This window comes from Streptomyces sp. NBC_01451, assembly GCF_036227485.1.
Classification (GTDB): Bacteria; Actinomycetota; Actinomycetes; order Streptomycetales; family Streptomycetaceae; genus Streptomyces.
On the sequence record NZ_CP109479.1, the window covers coordinates 9081213 to 9096689 of the forward strand.

A 15477-nucleotide genomic window follows, 5' to 3' on the forward strand; every position below is an offset into this window, starting at 1 on the left:
GAAGAGAGGAAGAGAGGAAGAGAGGAAGAGAGGAAGAGCGGTAGAAGGAAGCGGCGTCGCGGTGCGGTCGGTCCGTCGTGCCGGTCACCGAGGCGCCGGTGTTCCGCCGGCCTCAGCCCAGGCGCGGGTCCACATGTAACTTCGGTCCGGGACCCGCGCCCGCCGGGCGGTCGCCCGCGAGGACGTCTCCGACCCGGTCGAGGCCCACCGTCGCGGCGACGAGCGGTCGAGGATCGACCGAACCCTCGGCGTACGCCCGGATGGTGGCGTCGAGACCGGGTGAGGCGGACAGGACACCGACCGCGGTGACGTCCTTGAGGACGAGGGCGCGGGTGTCGATCCTGCTGGGTACGCCGGCCAGGCCGATGTAGACGACATGGCCCGCCGGTTCGACCAACTGGAGGGCCAGATCGGGGAGATGGGCCGCGTTGGAGGCGTCGACGACAGCGTCGTACGGCAGCTCCGGCACGGTCGCCTCCCGCCAGGTGTGCTCGAAGCCCAGCTCGCGGGCGAAGGCGAGCGAGCCGTCGGTGGCGCCCATCAGGTGGACCTCAGCACCTGCGGCACGCGCGAACATCGCGACCAGGAGGCCGATCGTCCCCGGACCCAGGACCAGGACCCGGTCCCCTGGGCGCAGTTCGGCCGCGCGGGCGGCGCGCAGGGCGTTGCCCCCGGGCTCGACCAGGGCGCCCAGCACCGCGTCGACGGAGTCGGGCAGTGCGTGCAACGAGGAGGCCGGCACGGCGAGTTGCTCGGCGAGGGCACCCGCCCGCTCACCTCGGATACCGACCTCCTGCCGCTTCTCGCACACGTGCTGATGGCCCCGTCGGCAACGACGGCAGGAGCCGCAGCCGAGCATGGTGTCACCCATGACCCGGCGCCCGATCCATCCGCGGTCGACACCGTCGCCGACCGCCGCCACGCGCCCCGACCACTCGTGGCCGAGACGCATCGGGTAGGAAGAGTGGCCCTGGTGCAGGTAGGCCATCGCGCCGGTGTGGAACTCCATGTCGGTGCCGCACACGCCGACCCGCTCGACGTCGACGACGACCTCGCCGGGGGCGGCCACCGGGGCGGGGACCTCCTGGACCTCGTACTTCCCCGGGGCGGTCAGGACGAACGCGCGCATGGGGCGGTGGGCGGTCACCGCGGGCCGAGCACGTGCTGGCGCTGGCTGCCGAGGCGGGTGATGCCCAGCTCCATCACGTCACCGGGCCGGAGCCACACCGGCGGGGTGAGACCCATACCGACGCCGGGCGGGGTGCCGGTGTTGATCAGGTCGCCGGGTTCCAGGACGAGGAACTGGCTCAGGTAGTGCACGATGAAGTACGGGTCGAAGATCATGGTCTTGGTGTTGCCGGTCTGGCGGCGGACGCCGTTGACGTCGAGCCACATGTCGAGCGCGAGGACGTCGTCGATCTCGTCGGGGGTGGCCAGCCAGGGGCCCGCCGGGTTGAAGGTCTCGGCGGACTTGCCCTTCGCCCACTGCCCGCCACGCTCCAGCTGGAAGGCGCGCTCGCTCACGTCGTTGACGACCACGTACCCGGCGACGGCTTCGCGTGCCTCCTCGACCGAGTCGAGGTAGCTGGTGCGGCGGCCGATCACGATGCCGAGCTCCACCTCCCAGTCGGTCTTGGCGGACCCGCGCGGGATGCGTACGTCGTCGTTCGGGCCGACAAGGGTGTTGGGCGACTTGGTGAACAGGATCGGCTCGTCCGGCACGGCCATCCCGCTCTCGGCCGCGTGGTCACGGTAGTTGAGGCCGATGCACAGGATCTGGTGCGGGCGGGCGATCGGCGCGCCGATCCGCTCCCCGGCGAAGCGGGACACCTGGCCGGCGGCCGTCCGCTCGGCCACGACGGGGCGGACACGGTCGAGGCCGCCCGACCCGAAGAACGCCTCGTCGAAGTCCGTGACGGTGTCGGAGAGGTCGACGTACGTCTCGTCGTCGACGCGGGCGACGGGCTTTTCGGCGCCTGCGGCACCGATGCGCATGAGGAACACGGGTCAGTCTCCAGTTCGGACGGCGGGGCGGTGGGGGAGCGGGGGAGTGGGCCGAGGTTCTGCCGACGGCTCAACGGTGGGTCATCGGTGGGTCATTGACGGGTCCGGCCCAGCGGGCCGAGCAGCTCCCGGATCTCGCCGACCGCGTCGACCAGGGTGTGCAGCGGAGTGCGATAGGCGAGCGCGCTGATGCTCACGGCGCCGGAGGGACTCGTCGGTGAGGTCGCGTACAGGGGCAGGGAGAGGCAGTTGACGCCGGACTCGTTCTCCTGGTCGTCCACGGCGTACCCCCGGTCGCGGGTGGCCCGCAGGTCGCGGTACAGGGCGGCGGCCGTGCACAGGGTCCGGGGTGTGCGGCGGTCCAGGGGCGAGTCGCCGATCCACGTCTCGACCGCCTCGATGGTGTCCAACCGATGGGCGAGCAGCGTCTTTCCGACGCCGGTGGCGTGGGCGGGGTTGCGGCCACCGACAGTCGAGGTCAGCCGGACGGCGCCGGTGGGCGGGTCGACCTTGGCGCGGTAGACGACCTCGCGGCCGTCGAGGACCGCGTAGTGCGCCGTCTCGCCGAACCGGTCGGCCAGCGCCTCCAGTACGGGACGTACCCGGACGTGCTCGGGACGGTCCTCGTGGTGGGAGAAGGCCATCCGCAGGAACTCGTCCCCGAGAACGTAGCGACCGCGGGCGCCCCGGTCGGCCAGCCCGGCTCGGCGCAGGGCCCCCAGCGCCCGGTGCACGGTCGGTTTGGGACTCCCGATCACCCGGGTCAGCTCCTCCAGGCCCACACCGTCGGGATACCGGGCCAGCTCCTTGAGAACGGCGAGCACCCGGTCGGACCCCACGAGACGCGCGGCGTCACCCTCGCCCCCGGCGACTGCCTCACTCACAGGGGCTGACGCGTCCCCGTCCATCTGCCTATGCTCCATGAGGTTCCGAAGGGTAGACCCCCGTACCGATTGTTGGAAAGGGCCGACGGTGAGGCTTCGCAGCGCACAGTGGTACGAGGGACAGGGGCGCAACGCCTACATCCACCGGGCCTGGATGCGCCGGGGCGCACCGGACGACGCCTTCACCGGCCGGCCGCAGATCGCCATCGCCAACACCGCCTCCGACCTGACCCCCTGCAACGCGCATCTGAACGAGGTGGCGGCCTCGGTCCGCAACGGCGTGTACGAGGCCGGGGGCATCCCCCTGGACCTGCCGGTGGTGTCGCTGGGCGAGACCCAGGTGCGGCCCACCGCCATGCTCTGGCGGAACATGGCGGCGATGGCCACGGAGGAGATGCTGCGGGCCAACCCGGTCGACGGTGTCGTCCTGCTCGGCGGCTGCGACAAGACGATCCCCTCGCTGCTCATGGCCGCCGCCTCGGTGGACCTGCCCGCGGTCGTCGTGCCCGGCGGGCCGATGCTGACCGGGACCTTCCGGGGAGCGCCGCTGGGCTGCGGAACCGATGTGTGGCGGCTGTCGGAGGAGGTGCGGGCAGGCACGCTCTCCGAGGAGCAGTTCACCCGATCAGAGTCGGCGATGATCCGCAGCCGCGGGCACTGCAACACCATGGGCACCGCCTCGACGATGGCCCTGGTGGCCGAAGCCCTGGGCACGACCGTGCCGGGGGTGGCCGGAATCCCGGCGCCCGACAGCCGGCTGCTGGAGGCCGCCCACGGCACCGGCAGGCTGGTGGTGGACATGGTCGCCGCCGACCGCAGGCCGAGCACCTTTCTGACCGAGGCGTCCTTCCACAACGCCATCGTCGCGCTGGCCGCCATCGGCGGTTCGACCAACGCCGTCGTACACCTGCTGGCCGTCGCCGGACGCCTCGGCATCCCCCTCACCCTCGACGACTTCGACCGGATCGGCTCCCGCGTCCCCGTCCTGGTGGACCTCCAGCCGGCCGGGCGTTTCCTCATGGAGGACTTCCACCGCGCCGGAGGCCTGTCCGCCGTCCTGCGCGAGGTGCGTGACCTCCTCGACCCCCACGCGCTCACGGTCACCGGAGAACCGCTGGTGAACCACCTCGACGACGCGACGGTCTGGGACGCGGAGGTCATCCGCACGCGCGCGAAGCCGCTGGTCGCCGAGGGCGGCATCGCGGTCCTGCGCGGCAACCTCGCCCCCGACGGAGCGCTCGTCAAACCGGCGGCGGCCTCCCCGCACCTCCTGCGACACCGGGGCCGCGCGGTCGTCTTCGACTCGATCGAGGACTTCCACGCCCGCATCGACGACCCGGACCTCGACGTGGACGCCGACTCCGTGCTCGTCCTGCGCGGCTGCGGCCCCAAGGGCTACCCGGGCATGCCCGAGGTGTCCAACATGCCGTTGCCGAAGAAGCTGCTGGAACAGGGCGTCCGTGACATGGTCCGCGTCTGCGACGGCCGGATGAGCGGCACCGCCTATGGCACGGTCGTGCTGCACGTGGCTCCGGAGGCGGCGGCCGGCGGCCCCCTCGCCCTCGTCCGCACCGGTGACATCATCGACTTGGACGTGCCGGCCAGGCGCCTCGACGTCGACGTACCCGCCGACGAACTCGCCCGCCGTACCCCCGACGAGGCCACCGTCACCGCCTTCGCCAACCCCCGGCGTGGCTGGGAACGCCTGTACGTCGACCACGTCCTGCAGGCCGACACGGGCGCCGACCTGGACTTCCTCATCGGCTCCAGCGGCTCCGAGGTGAGCCGTGAGTCGCACTGACGCGAACCCGTCACGCCCATGAACGACGACACGGCCCCCCAGGTCCTGGACCGCCTCACCCGTCTCGTCCCGCTGCGCCGGGTCGGCCATCCGGAGGAGGCGGCCGAGGCGATCGCCTTCCCGTCCTCCGGCCGGGTCGGCTTCGCCACCGGCGCGGTGTACGACACCGGCGGCGGACGCGTCACCTGCTGACCGTCCCGGCAACGGCTTGTGCGGGCGGGAAAAAGTCGTCACACTGATACCGAACGAATGGTCGGTTGGGGAGCGGGTATCGATGACGACGACACACTCCGCCGCCTCGGACACGGGCGGCGCCGAGCAGTCCGGCGAGGGGCTGCTCGAAGAGCACTTCGAGGCGACGATCGCGCGGGACCGCCGGATCGAGCCGCGCGACTGGATGCCCGAGGGCTACCGGAAGACGCTGATCCGGCAGATCGCCCAGCACGCGCACTCCGAGATCATCGGCATGCAGCCGGAGGGCGAGTGGATCACGCGGGCGCCCTCGCTGCGCCGCAAGGCGATCCTCTTCGCGAAGGTCCAGGACGAGGCCGGGCACGGCCTGTATCTGTACTCCGCCGCCGAGACACTGGGCGCCGACCGCGCGGACCTCACCGAACGCCTCATCGAGGGCCGCCAGAAGTACTCGTCGATCTTCAACTACCCGACGCCGAGCTTCGCGGACGTCGGCGTGATCGGCTGGTTCGTGGACGGCGCCGCGATCTGCAACCAGGTTCCCCTGTGCCGGAGTTCGTACGGGCCGTACGCGCGCGCGATGGTCCGCATCTGCAAGGAGGAGTCCTTCCACCAACGGCAGGGGTACGAGCTGCTGATGACGATGATGCGCGGTACGGAGGAACAGCGCGCCATGGTCCAGGAGGCCGTCGACCGCTGGTGGTGGCCCTCCCTGATGATGTTCGGCCCGCCCGACGACGCCTCGCCCAACTCCGCCCAGTCCATGGCCTGGAAGATCAAGCGGCACACCAACGACGAACTGCGTCAACGGTTCGTCGACATGACCGTCCCGCAGGCCGACAAGCTCGGGGTGACCCTGCCCGACCCGGACCTGCGCTGGAACGAGGAGCGCGGCCACCACGACTTCGGCACCCCGGACTGGGACGAACTGATGCGGGTCATCAAGGGCGGCGGCCCCTGCAACACCGAACGGATCGCACGGCGCCGGACAGCGCACGAGGACGGCGCCTGGGTGCGCGAGGCGGCCACGGCACACGCCGCCAAGCAGCGCGCCCGGACCGTGAAGGAGGCAGTGGCATGAGCAACGGGATGTCCAACGAGTGGCCGCTGTACGAGGTGTTCGTGCGAGGCAAGCGCGGGCTGAACCACGTCCACGTGGGCTCGTTGCACGCCGCCGACGACCGGATGGCCCTCACCCACGCGCGGGACCTGTACACGCGGCGCAACGAGGGCGTGAGCATCTGGGTGGTGCCCTCCGAGCACATCGCCGCCTCCTCGCGCGACGAGAAGGACCCCTTCTTCGCCCCCAGCGCCGACAAGGTCTACCGGCACCCGACCTTCTACGACATCCCCGACGATGTCCCCCACATCTAGCGCGTCCAGCCCCGGGAGAGGAGCAGCGGACATGAGCGGCAACGACATCGACCACGACCACGTCTATCTCTCCCTCGCCGAGGGCCACGACGACGGCAGCGACGCCCGCTGGGCCTTCGGCACCGGGTTCGAGGACCCGCTGTACGGCGTCGACACCACCGTGCCCGAGGGTGTCGACGCCGGTGGGCTGGCCGCGACCTGCGTCGAACTCGCCGACGACGCACTGGTGTCGGCCCAGCGGCTGGCCCAGTGGTGCACCCGCGCCCCCGAACTGGAGGAGGAGGTCGCGCTCGCCAACATCGGCCTCGACCTGCTCGGCCAGGCCCGTCTGCTGTACGCGCGCGCGGGCCAGGTCGACGGCACCGGCCGAGACGAGGACGCGTACGCCTACTTCCGGGACGCCGGCGACTTCCGCAACGTACGTCTGGCCGAACTGCCCATCGGGGACTTCGCGTTCTCGATCGTGCGGCTGCTGGTGCTGTCCACCTGGCGGCTCGCGCACCTCGAACGGCTCGCCGCCCACCGCGATCCGGTGCTCGCGGCGATCGCCGCGAAGGGCGTCAAGGAGCTGACGTACCACCGGCAGTACGCGGCCGAATGGGCCGTCCGGCTCGGCGACGGCACCGACGAGTCGCACCGGCGGATGGTCGCTGCCCTGGACCAAGTCGCCCCATACATTGGTGAGTTGTTCACGGCGTACGACGTCGAGGCCGAGGTCGTCGAGGTGCTGCGGCAGGTCACCGCAGCCGCCGGGCTGACCGTGCCGCAGGCTCCGGCGGCGCACGGCGCCGGTCGCGACGGACAGCACACCGAACATCTCGCCCCGCTGCTCGCCGAGTTGCAGAGCGTGGCCCGCGCCCACCCGGAGGCGACATGGTGACCACGACCGGGCCCGAGGAGGTCCGGCATGCCCGGAGCATCGCCGAGCGCGTGCCGGACCCCGAGCTGCCCATGCTTACCCTGGCCGACCTCGGCGTCCTGCGCGCCGTGGAGGTGACCGGGGACGGGACGGTGGTGGCGAGCCTGACCCCGACCTACTCGGGCTGCCCGGCGATGGCCGAGATGCGCGCCGCCGTCGCCGCCCGGCTGCGGGCGGCGGGGTACGCGCGGGTGGAGATCCGTACGGTGCTGAACCCGCCGTGGACCAGCGACTGGATCACCGACTCAGGTCGCCGCAAGCTCACCGAGCACGGCATCGCCCCGCCCGGCGCCGCACCGCGCGGCCCGGTCGCCCTCTCGCTGCTGCCCGTCCGGCGCACGGTGCCCTGCCCGCGCTGCGGCTCGGCGGACACGGAGGAGACCTCCCGCTTCGCCGCCACGTCCTGCAAGGCACTGTGGCGCTGCCACGCCTGCCGCGAGCCGTTCGAGTACGTCAAGGAGATCTGATGGCCGCGCCCACCGCCCTGACCACGGCGCCTGTACGCCGCCGGCCGGTCTTCCACGCCCTGAAGGTCGCCGACGTACGACGACTGTGCGCGGACGCCGTCGCCGTCGCCTTCGAGGTACCGGCGGACCTGGCCGCCGAGTACGCCTTCGCGCCGGGCCAGTCGCTCACCCTGCGCCGGGAGTTCGAGGGGCGCGAGGAGCGGCGGTCGTACTCGATCTGCGCCCCGGCAGGCGAACAGCCCCGCATCGGCGTACGCGTGGTGCCCGGCGGCCTGTTCTCGTCCTGGCTGGTCGACGGGGTGCGCCCGGGTGACGTGCTCGACGTGATGACCCCGACCGGCGCCTTCAGTCCCGACCTGACAGTGTCCGGCCGCCACGTGCTGATCGCCGCGGGTTCCGGCATCACCCCGATGATGTCGATCGCCGAGTCGGTCCTCGCCGCCGACGACCGCTCACAGGTCACCCTCCTGTACGGCAACCGGCGTACGGACACCGTGATGTTCGCCGACGAGCTGGCGGACCTGAAGGACATGTACCGTACGCGCTTCCAGCTGGGGCACGTACTGTCGCGGGAGCCGCGCGAGGCCGAGCTGCTGTCGGGGCGGCTGGACGCCGAACGGCTCGCCGCACTCCTCGCGGGCCTCGTCGACGTGCCGGGCACCGACCACTGGTGGCTGTGCGGACCGCACGGCATGGTCCGTGACGCCCAGCGGCTGCTGGCGGAGCTGGGCGTGCCCGCGGACCGGGTACACCAGGAACTCTTCTACGCAGACGACCAGCCGGTCCGCCAGGTCCGGCACACGGACGCGGTGGCCGAGGGCCCGGTGAGCCGGGTCACGATCACCCTCGACGGCCGCTCCACCACCACCGCGCTGTCCCGGGACGCGACCGTCCTGGACGGGGCGGCGCACACCCGGCCGGACCTGCCGTTCGCCTGCAAGGGCGGCGTCTGCGGCACCTGCCGGGCGCTGGTCACCTCGGGTGCGGTGGACATGCGCCGCAACTACGCCCTCGAACCAGCGGAGGTCGACGCGGGCTACGTCCTGACCTGCCAGTCGTTCCCGGTGTCGGAGACGCTGACGGTCGACTACGACAGCTGAATCAAAGGTTTGGCGGGTCGCGCTTCGGCAACTCGATCGGCGTGACCCCTACAACTACGCAACAGGAACTCTTCCGGTTCCTGGAGGACCGTTTCGTCTGTGCCCAGGCGTGCACCGAGTGCGCGCGGGCGTGTGCGCTGCGCGCGAGTCTCGCGGACCCGGACGGGCCCGCCGTCGAGGCACTCGCGCGCCGCAAGGGCATTCTGTGCGCGGAGGTGTGCGACGCGACATGCCGACTGCTCGCCGAGCAGGTGGACCTGGACGAGGCCGCTCTCCGGGTCCAACTGGAGTGGTGCAGCACGGTCTGCCTGGAAACCGCCCAGGCCTTCGACGAACACCCCGGTGGCGAGGACGCGGCGAAGGCGTGCCGGGAGTGCGCACAGGCGTGCACGGACTTCGCGTGGACGCTTCAGGTGCCGGACTCGGGGCGCGTCGGCGGGTGAGACACGGCGTTTCGTGAACCCGCGGGTTCACGCCCGCGCCGCTCCCTGCCCCTGGTGCGGCGTCCCGCCCGACTCCTCGTGCGACGCCCCGAGCTGCCCGCCCACCCGCACGTTCCAGCGTCCCGCCCGGCCGGTCAACTCCGTTGCCGTCAACGGCGGAACGTCGATCCGCCAGAACGCCGACCCGGGCGCCCCCAGCACCCGTACCGTCGCCGCGCGTACCACCTCCGGCTCGACGACCGCGACGGTCCGGCCCGTGGCCTGCGCCGCCGTTTCGTCCAGCCAGCGCGCGACGCGGTCGCAGAGAGCGCGGACCGGCTCACCGCCGTGCGGGGCCGACCGAGGGTCCGCCAGCCACTGGGCCAGCGCCTCCGGTTCCTTCTCCGCCACCTCGGCCAGGGTCGCGCCGCGCCAGCGGCCCACGTCCAGACCGCCCGGGCCCGGCACCGCAGCGGCGTCGAGGCCCAGCGCCCGAGCCGTCTCACGGCAGCGTGCGGTGGGGGAGACCCACACCCTGGAGACCGGCGGGAGCGTCCCCGCCGCCGCCCGGGCGAGCCGCAGACCCGACGCGTCCAGGGGACAGCCGTCGTCGAAACGGGCCTCCCGCAGCGCCGCGCTGATCGCCGGTGAGATCAACATCACTCGGCTCGTCATCCGGTCACTCCCGCGTTCATTCCGCCCCAATGTCGTTGTCATGTACGGCACTTGAGGCAGCGTACGGCGCACCGGCGCGCTGTACGCCGTCCTGTGCGCCCTTGGCCGCGCCCCCGCTTCGCGGTACCTTCTCGTCGATATTGACGACGGTTCGACGGAAGCCGGTGGGAATCCGGCACGGTCGCGCCACTGTAAGCCCCGTACGCACCCGCCCGGTGCGGTCCGGGGGCAAGTCAGACCCGTGACTGTCGTCCTCTGCACCACCGATACGGGACGCGAGTTCCCCCAGGAGGTCCTGTCATGGCACAGTCCGCAGTCCAGCCGACCGCCGTTCCCACCGCCGTACCCGAGAAGCTGCCGATCGGTGCGATCGCCCCCTGGGCGGTCTTCTTCGGCGTGCTGATGCTGGTGCTGCTCTACTTCGTCGGCGCCGAACAGGGCGCCACCTCGCTGGTCTCCGGCGAGGGCGTGCACGAGTGGGTGCACGACGCCCGTCACCTGCTCGGCTTCCCCTGCCACTGACGACGACGGGGAAACGTACGAGCTCATGAACTCCACCACTGTCAGAAACCTCCTGGTCCGCGGCATGCTCGCGGGCCTTGTCGCGGGTGTGCTCGTCTGGGTCGTCGCGTACCTCTTCGCCGAGCCGCTCGTCGACGACGCGATCGCGTTCGAGGAGATGCACGAGGCCCACGGGCATGCCGAACAGGCGCTCGTCTCCCGTGCGTTGCAGTCCACCGTGGGTCTGGGGACCGGCGTCCTCGTCTACGGCGTCGCGTTCGGCGGTATCGCGGCCCTCGCGTACTGCTTCGCGCTCGGCCGGATCGGCCGCTTCGGACCGCGCGCGACCGCGCTGCTCCTCGCCGGGGCCGGACTGCTCGCCGTGTACGTCGTGCCGTTCCTCAAGTACCCGGCCAACCCGCCCGCCGTCGGCGACCCCGACACTCTCAACCAGCGCACCGCGCTGTTCTTCCTGATGGTCGCGCTGAGCGTGCTGTTGGCCGTCGGCGCGGTGATCCTGGGCAAGCGCCTCGCGCCGCGCCTGGGCAACTGGAACGCGACCCTCGCCGCGGTCGCCTTCTTCGTCGTGGTCGTCGGACTGGCGTACGCCTTCCTGCCGTCGTTCACCAACGAGGTCCCGGCGGGCTTCTCCGCGAGCCTGCTGTGGAAGTACCGGGTGGCCACGCTCGCCATCCAGGCGACGATGTGGACCGCGTTCGGCCTGGTCTTCGGACTGCTGGCGGAACGACTGCTCGTTCCGAGGACGGCAGCGGCCGTCGGCGCGAGCGGTGCCGAGCCACAGGCGACTCCCGTGGCGCACTGACCGGATCGCGGCACTGCCCCGAGGGGGTCCCGGATGTCCGGGACCCCCTCCGGCATGTGTGCACCGGTACCCGCACCGCCATTCCCAATTTCTGGAACACGTTCTACCGTGTGCGCCGACAGGTCCGGCCTTGGGGAGCCAGCAGGAGGCGCCGTGCATCTCGAATACACGCCCGAGCAGCAGCAGCTGCGCACCGAACTGCGCGCCTACTTCGCCGAGTTGGTGCCGGACCGGGCCTACTCGCGCTTCAGCGACCACGTGGCCCAGAAGCGCTTCTACCGCGAGACCATCCGCCGTCTCGGCGGCGACGGCTGGCTCGGCGTCGGCTGGCCGCAGGAGTACGGGGGGCGAGGGCTGTCCCCGATGGAACAGTTCATCTTCTTCGACGAGGCCGCCCAGGCTGGCGTACCGCTGCCGCTGATGGCACTCAACACCGTCGGCCCGACGATCATGCGGTACGGCAGCGAGGAGCAGAAGGCCTACTTCCTGCCGAAGATCCTCGCCGGCGAGATCGACTTCGCGATCGGCTACAGCGAGCCGGAGGCGGGCACCGACCTGGCCGCCCTGAAGACGCGCGCCGTGCGGGACGGCGACGACTACGTCGTCAACGGCCAGAAGATCTGGACGACCAACGGGGACACCGCTGACTGGGTGTGGCTGGCCGTGCGTACGGACCCGGACGCCCCGCCGCACAAGGGCATCACCATGCTCCTCATGCCGACCACCGACCCCGGCTACTCCTGCACCCTCATCCGCACCCTCGCCTCGCACGACACCACCGCCAGCTACTACGAGAACGTCCGCGTCCCCGTCGCCCACCGCGTCGGCGAGGAGAACCAGGGCTGGCGGCTGATCACCAACCAGCTCAACCACGAGCGCGTCACCCTCGCCGCCCACGGCACGATGGCCATCCGCTCCCTGCACGACGTACAGCGCTGGGCGATGGAGACGAAACTCGCCGACGGCCGCCGCGTCGTCGACCTCCCGTGGGTCCGCCGCCGCCTCGCCCAGATCCACACCAGGCTCGACGCGATGAAACTCCTCAACTGGCAGATGGTGAACGCCGTCCAGGAGGGCACCCTCACCCCCCAGGACGCCTCCGCCGTCAAGGTGTACGGCTCCGAGGCCCGCCGCGAGGCCTACGCCTGGCTCCTGGAGATCGTCGCCGCCCCCGGCGCGCTGAAGGAGGGCTCGGCCGGCGAGATACTCCACGGCGAACTGGAACGCGGCTACCGCTCAGCGGTGATCTTCACCTTCGGGGGCGGCAACAACGAGATCCAGCGGGAGATCATCTCGTGGATCGGGCTGGGGATGCCGAGGGTGCGGCGTTAGTGCCTTGTGGCGAGGATTTTCAGTCGGCACAAAAGAGGGACAGTGAGCGTCAAGATCACCGCCCCTTTTCAGAGGGCATTTGATTTAGTCGAATTGCCTTTTAAGTCCTTGTAAGTTCCTCGCCAGGTTGGCGTGGTCTCGTCCGTTATGCGTTTGGCGAGGTTGTCGATCGATGCGACGTGGATCATACGGAGCTGGCGGTGAGGGTCTCGTAGTCGCGGGCGAGGCGGCGGTGCATCATGATCCAACCGGTTGGGTCGGCCGCGCGGCGAGGTGCTCGCCGTGAGGGCGAGTCCTGTTCCGCGCGGCCTCTCGCCGAACCGGACATGACGGTTTCCCGGTCATCCGGCTCTCCAGTGACTACTGCGTGAATGGTCTGGCTGGCCGTTCCGAATGGATACGGTCGTGGCAGATGTCGCAGGCCACGACTGTTTTGCGGCGTCGATGGAGCATGACGCGCGCCCAGTCGGAAGGCTGCCATCCGGCATGTGCGAGGTTGGCGAGAGCGCGGACGTGGTGCACTTGCACGTTGCCCTTGCTTCCGTAGATCTCGCAGGTATCCGCCAGGAGTCTCGCAATGAGTTCCTTCTGCGGGTAGTCCACCCGGACAGGCTCACGATCGGCGAGTTCCGCCGCCCGCTGCCGTTGGAGGGGAATCCCGCCGAACCGGGCCACCAGTGGCGTCCTGTTCTTCCGCTCGATTCGGGCCTCGAAACAGACTCGGGGCCCATTGGGGGTGTCGATTCTGGCCTTGTGCTTGGCGGCCATCTTCGACACGGACGAGCGGTGCTTGGCTGCAAGAGTCTGGAGCATAGAAGTCTCCATGACCCATTGCAGCCGATGCAGCCGGAAGACATCTCCGGCAAGCAGGTAGTACTGAACAACGCCCCGATAAACGGTCCCGAAGGTCGCCACGATCGCGTGATGGCTGCTGTTGAGCAGGGCCGTCTTCTTCGCGGGTTTTCCGCGATCGGTATAGGGGGCGCACTTGGCTTTGATCACGTCCTGTGGGACACGGAGTGCTACCTGGCCGTTGACCCGACGGTAACGGCCGGTCTTCTTCGTGTCGTTGTGCTGGGTCGTGATCTCGTAGCCGAGAAACCTCGCTGCCCGGGTGCGGGCGTGAGTGATCAGTGTCTTTTCCTGGGACAGTTCCAGCTTGAGTTCATCACGCAGGAACTGTCCCAGGCGTTGTTTGATCTGCTCGGCCTCGGCTTTCGGTCCGGTGAAACCAAGGAGGTGATCATCCGCGTAGCGGATATAGCGCAGCCTGCGGTATCCCGGATCGTTGGGATCCGCGCTCGGCAGGCTCACCATCCGTTGACGCAGCGCATGGGCCTGTACCCGGTCGCCGCGCCGGCGGGCTTTCGCCAGCAGATTCTGCAACTCCAGATAGGCCGGGTTGCGGGCCCGGCGCTTCCCTCGGGTGTACTCCGGAATCAGAACTGTCTCGACGAACTCATCCAGCTTGTGCAGGTAGATGTTGGACAGGATCGGGGAAGCCGCCCCGCCTTGCGGCGCTCCGGAGAGCGTGGCGCCCCATCTCCAGTCCTCCAGGTATCCGGCTGTCAGCATGTTGCGCACCAGCCGCAGAAACCGCTGGTCATGGATCTTCTCGCCGAGGATCGACAGCAGGACCTCATGGTCCAGGCTGCCGAAGCAGTCGGCGATGTCCCCTTCGATGAACCAGGACGTCCCGGTCCAGGTATGGTCCACCTCCCGCAAAGCGGTATGGCAGCCACGGCGGGGACGAAACCCGTGAGAGCGGCCGGAGAACGTCGGTTCGTAGTACGCCTCCGATAACAGGCGGACCACTTCACCGACGAGTTTGTCCGACCAGGTCGGCAGCCCCAGCGGACGCGTCTTCCCGTTCTTCTTCGGGATATGAACGCGCCGGACCGGACGAAAGCGGTAACGCTCGTGGCGCATCGCCTCGATGATCCGGTCGATCTTCCGCTGTGACATGCTGTCCACGGTTTCTGACGTGACCCCGGGCGTCATCGCACCATGGTTGGCGTAGATGCGCCCGTAGGCCAGCAGATACAACTGCGGATTGAACAGCTGCCGATACAGTTCATCACACGGCAGGCCATGCCTGCCGCGTTCACGCAGGACACCCAACACCGTTTTGGCGCTCTGCATTTCGCATACCTCCCGAGTCGGGGTGTCCGAATCACCTGGCCCCCTTCGCCCGATGCGAACGGCTTTCCCGTCCTCCCTGGCCGGTCGTGACTCCGGCGACTACTACGGGGCCTCCGTCGCCATAGGACTCGCGTCCCGTAGGCGATCCCACGTTCGTCCCTGTCCGTACGTTCCAGCGCGACACAGGCATCCCACTCATCTCCTTGAATGTCCTCGCTGGACATCGCGCCGCACTCTGCTCCGGCCAAAAATCGAAGCCGGAGCAGAGTGCGGCGCCGGTTTCAGCTGTCATTTCCGGCGGATGGGAACTTGCATCTTCTAGAGATTGGGCTTCAAACAATCCAGTCTTCGCCATATCGCGCGGGCCGCCCAGCACACCGCCCCTGACAACTGGGCCCGGTCACTGGTTCTCTGACATGCTGTTGTCCCCTTCACCTTTCGGATCCAGATAAGTCATCCGGCCCAGAAACCTCCTTCCGAGTTCCTCCCGGCTCGGCCGGGGATACAAACAGGGCGCCTCGTGGTGCACATACTTCGTTCCACTGCCCAGCTCCTTTTCAGGACGTGAAAGCCGTGGGTCCCAGGGTTTTTGTCGACGACTTCGACGTCGATTCCGAGGTTCGCGCCATGCTCCACGACGGCCTTCTTGAAGCCGGTGTCGACCCAGCTCTTGGTGATGGTTGGGTACGTGTTTTTCGCCTGGTCGAGGAGGTGTATCCCAGGGCATTCTCCGAGAGAATCGCAGCGGCGACGGTCGCAACGAGGATCAGGCCGATCGTGTCAGTGAGGATGCCTCGCTTCCGGGATGTCACCGGTGGTCTTTCTCGTCCGTCGGGACAGA

At 69.6% G+C, this 15477-nt stretch carries 16 protein-coding genes, 2 pseudogenes and 1 riboswitch; of the genes and pseudogenes, 11 read left to right on the forward strand and 7 right to left on the reverse strand.

Annotation, left to right across the window (positions count from 1 at the left end):
* Positions 1-112: 112 nt before the first annotated feature.
* The 3 genes from OG595_RS40025 to OG595_RS40035 form a co-directional block, all read right to left on the reverse strand.
* On the reverse strand, positions 113-1129 hold the full coding sequence (locus OG595_RS40025) for a zinc-dependent alcohol dehydrogenase (protein WP_329280921.1): 1017 nt from the start codon (positions 1127-1129) through the stop codon (positions 113-115).
* A gap of 14 nt (positions 1130-1143) precedes the next feature.
* On the reverse strand, positions 1144-2004 hold the full coding sequence (locus tag OG595_RS40030) for a fumarylacetoacetate hydrolase family protein (protein WP_329280923.1): 861 nt from the start codon (positions 2002-2004) through the stop codon (positions 1144-1146).
* A 92-nt stretch (positions 2005-2096) separates the two neighbouring features.
* Positions 2097-2843 carry an IclR family transcriptional regulator gene (locus OG595_RS40035; RefSeq protein WP_329283562.1) on the reverse strand — a complete coding sequence of 249 codons (747 nt, stop codon included), beginning with the start codon at positions 2841-2843 and terminating at the stop codon, positions 2097-2099.
* 133 nt (positions 2844-2976) lie between these two features.
* Between OG595_RS40035 and OG595_RS40040 the strand changes: the two genes are divergently transcribed.
* From OG595_RS40040 to OG595_RS40075, 8 genes are all read left to right on the forward strand, one after another.
* A complete protein-coding gene (locus OG595_RS40040) occupies positions 2977-4689 on the forward strand; it encodes an IlvD/Edd family dehydratase (protein ID WP_329280925.1) in 1713 nt (570 codons plus the stop codon).
* Between the two features lie 18 nt (positions 4690-4707).
* Entirely contained in the window at positions 4708-4881 is a 174-nt protein-coding gene (locus OG595_RS40045; protein WP_329280927.1) for a hypothetical protein, read from the forward strand.
* An 82-nt stretch (positions 4882-4963) separates the two neighbouring features.
* On the forward strand, positions 4964-5962 hold the full coding sequence (paaA, locus tag OG595_RS40050) for a 1,2-phenylacetyl-CoA epoxidase subunit PaaA (RefSeq protein ID WP_329280929.1): 999 nt from the start codon (positions 4964-4966) through the stop codon (positions 5960-5962).
* An 8-nt stretch (positions 5963-5970) separates the two neighbouring features.
* On the forward strand, positions 5971-6255 hold the full coding sequence (gene paaB, locus OG595_RS40055; protein ID WP_329283565.1) for a 1,2-phenylacetyl-CoA epoxidase subunit PaaB: 285 nt from the start codon (positions 5971-5973) through the stop codon (positions 6253-6255).
* Between the two features lie 46 nt (positions 6256-6301).
* Complete coding sequence (gene paaC / locus OG595_RS40060; protein WP_329283568.1) at positions 6302-7135, forward strand: 1,2-phenylacetyl-CoA epoxidase subunit PaaC; 834 nt, start codon at positions 6302-6304, stop codon at positions 7133-7135.
* Positions 7129-7641 carry a 1,2-phenylacetyl-CoA epoxidase subunit PaaD gene (gene paaD, locus OG595_RS40065; protein ID WP_329280931.1) on the forward strand — a complete coding sequence of 171 codons (513 nt, stop codon included), beginning with the start codon at positions 7129-7131 and terminating at the stop codon, positions 7639-7641. The genes paaC and paaD overlap by 7 nt, the downstream gene beginning before the upstream one ends.
* On the forward strand, positions 7641-8741 hold the full coding sequence (paaE, locus tag OG595_RS40070; RefSeq protein ID WP_329280933.1) for a 1,2-phenylacetyl-CoA epoxidase subunit PaaE: 1101 nt from the start codon (positions 7641-7643) through the stop codon (positions 8739-8741). The genes paaD and paaE overlap by 1 nt, the downstream gene beginning before the upstream one ends.
* Positions 8742-8782: 41 nt before the next feature.
* Positions 8783-9184, forward strand: a complete 402-nt coding sequence (locus OG595_RS40075; protein ID WP_329280935.1) for a ferredoxin — start codon at positions 8783-8785, stop codon at positions 9182-9184.
* A gap of 27 nt (positions 9185-9211) precedes the next feature.
* Here the strand turns inward: OG595_RS40075 and OG595_RS40080 are convergent, their stop codons facing one another.
* Complete coding sequence (locus OG595_RS40080) at positions 9212-9838, reverse strand: histidine phosphatase family protein (protein ID WP_329280937.1); 627 nt, start codon at positions 9836-9838, stop codon at positions 9212-9214.
* 131 nt (positions 9839-9969) lie between these two features.
* Positions 9970-10101: riboswitch (cobalamin riboswitch) on the forward strand.
* 37 nt (positions 10102-10138) lie between these two features.
* Here OG595_RS40080 and OG595_RS40085 point away from each other — a divergent pair.
* The 3 genes from OG595_RS40085 (at position 10139) to OG595_RS40095 (ending at position 12494) form a co-directional block, all read left to right on the forward strand.
* The gene (locus tag OG595_RS40085; protein WP_329280940.1) at positions 10139-10360 is read left to right on the forward strand and encodes a CbtB domain-containing protein; all 222 of its coding nucleotides are present in this window, start codon (positions 10139-10141) and stop codon (positions 10358-10360) included.
* A gap of 25 nt (positions 10361-10385) precedes the next feature.
* Positions 10386-11162, forward strand: a complete 777-nt coding sequence (locus OG595_RS40090) for a CbtA family protein (RefSeq protein ID WP_329280942.1) — start codon at positions 10386-10388, stop codon at positions 11160-11162.
* A 153-nt stretch (positions 11163-11315) separates the two neighbouring features.
* Positions 11316-12494 (forward strand): acyl-CoA dehydrogenase family protein, encoded by a 1179-nt coding sequence (locus OG595_RS40095; protein ID WP_329280943.1) that lies wholly within the window; start codon positions 11316-11318, stop codon positions 12492-12494.
* Between the two features lie 68 nt (positions 12495-12562).
* Here the strand turns inward: OG595_RS40095 and OG595_RS40100 are convergent.
* The 3 genes and pseudogenes from OG595_RS40100 to OG595_RS40110 all read right to left on the reverse strand — a co-directional run.
* Positions 12563-12744, reverse strand: a pseudogene (locus tag OG595_RS40100) (hypothetical protein); the annotation flags it as partial.
* A 110-nt stretch (positions 12745-12854) separates the two neighbouring features.
* A complete protein-coding gene (locus OG595_RS40105) occupies positions 12855-14636 on the reverse strand; it encodes a reverse transcriptase/maturase family protein (protein WP_329280945.1) in 1782 nt (593 codons plus the stop codon).
* A 528-nt stretch (positions 14637-15164) separates the two neighbouring features.
* Positions 15165-15448, reverse strand: a pseudogene (locus OG595_RS40110) (IS5/IS1182 family transposase); the annotation flags it as partial.
* Positions 15449-15477 lie beyond the last annotated feature (29 nt).

What these genes read in the sequence shown, in the direction of transcription:
- OG595_RS40025 (WP_329280921.1), bottom strand. Translation starts at nt 1,129, where the DNA reads ATGCGCGCGTTCGTCCTGACCGCCCCGGGGAAGTACGAGGTCCAGGAG.
- OG595_RS40045 (WP_329280927.1), top strand. Translation starts at nt 4,708, where the DNA reads ATGAACGACGACACGGCCCCCCAGGTCCTGGACCGCCTCACCCGTCTC.
- paaA (WP_329280929.1), top strand. Translation starts at nt 4,964, where the DNA reads ATGACGACGACACACTCCGCCGCCTCGGACACGGGCGGCGCCGAGCAG.
- paaB (WP_329283565.1), top strand. Translation starts at nt 5,971, where the DNA reads ATGTCCAACGAGTGGCCGCTGTACGAGGTGTTCGTGCGAGGCAAGCGC.
- paaD (WP_329280931.1), top strand. Translation starts at nt 7,129, where the DNA reads ATGGTGACCACGACCGGGCCCGAGGAGGTCCGGCATGCCCGGAGCATC.
- paaE (WP_329280933.1), top strand. Translation starts at nt 7,641, where the DNA reads ATGGCCGCGCCCACCGCCCTGACCACGGCGCCTGTACGCCGCCGGCCG.
- OG595_RS40080 (WP_329280937.1), bottom strand. Translation starts at nt 9,838, where the DNA reads ATGACGAGCCGAGTGATGTTGATCTCACCGGCGATCAGCGCGGCGCTG.
- OG595_RS40085 (WP_329280940.1), top strand. Translation starts at nt 10,139, where the DNA reads ATGGCACAGTCCGCAGTCCAGCCGACCGCCGTTCCCACCGCCGTACCC.
- OG595_RS40090 (WP_329280942.1), top strand. Translation starts at nt 10,386, where the DNA reads ATGAACTCCACCACTGTCAGAAACCTCCTGGTCCGCGGCATGCTCGCG.
- OG595_RS40105 (WP_329280945.1), bottom strand. Translation starts at nt 14,636, where the DNA reads ATGCAGAGCGCCAAAACGGTGTTGGGTGTCCTGCGTGAACGCGGCAGG.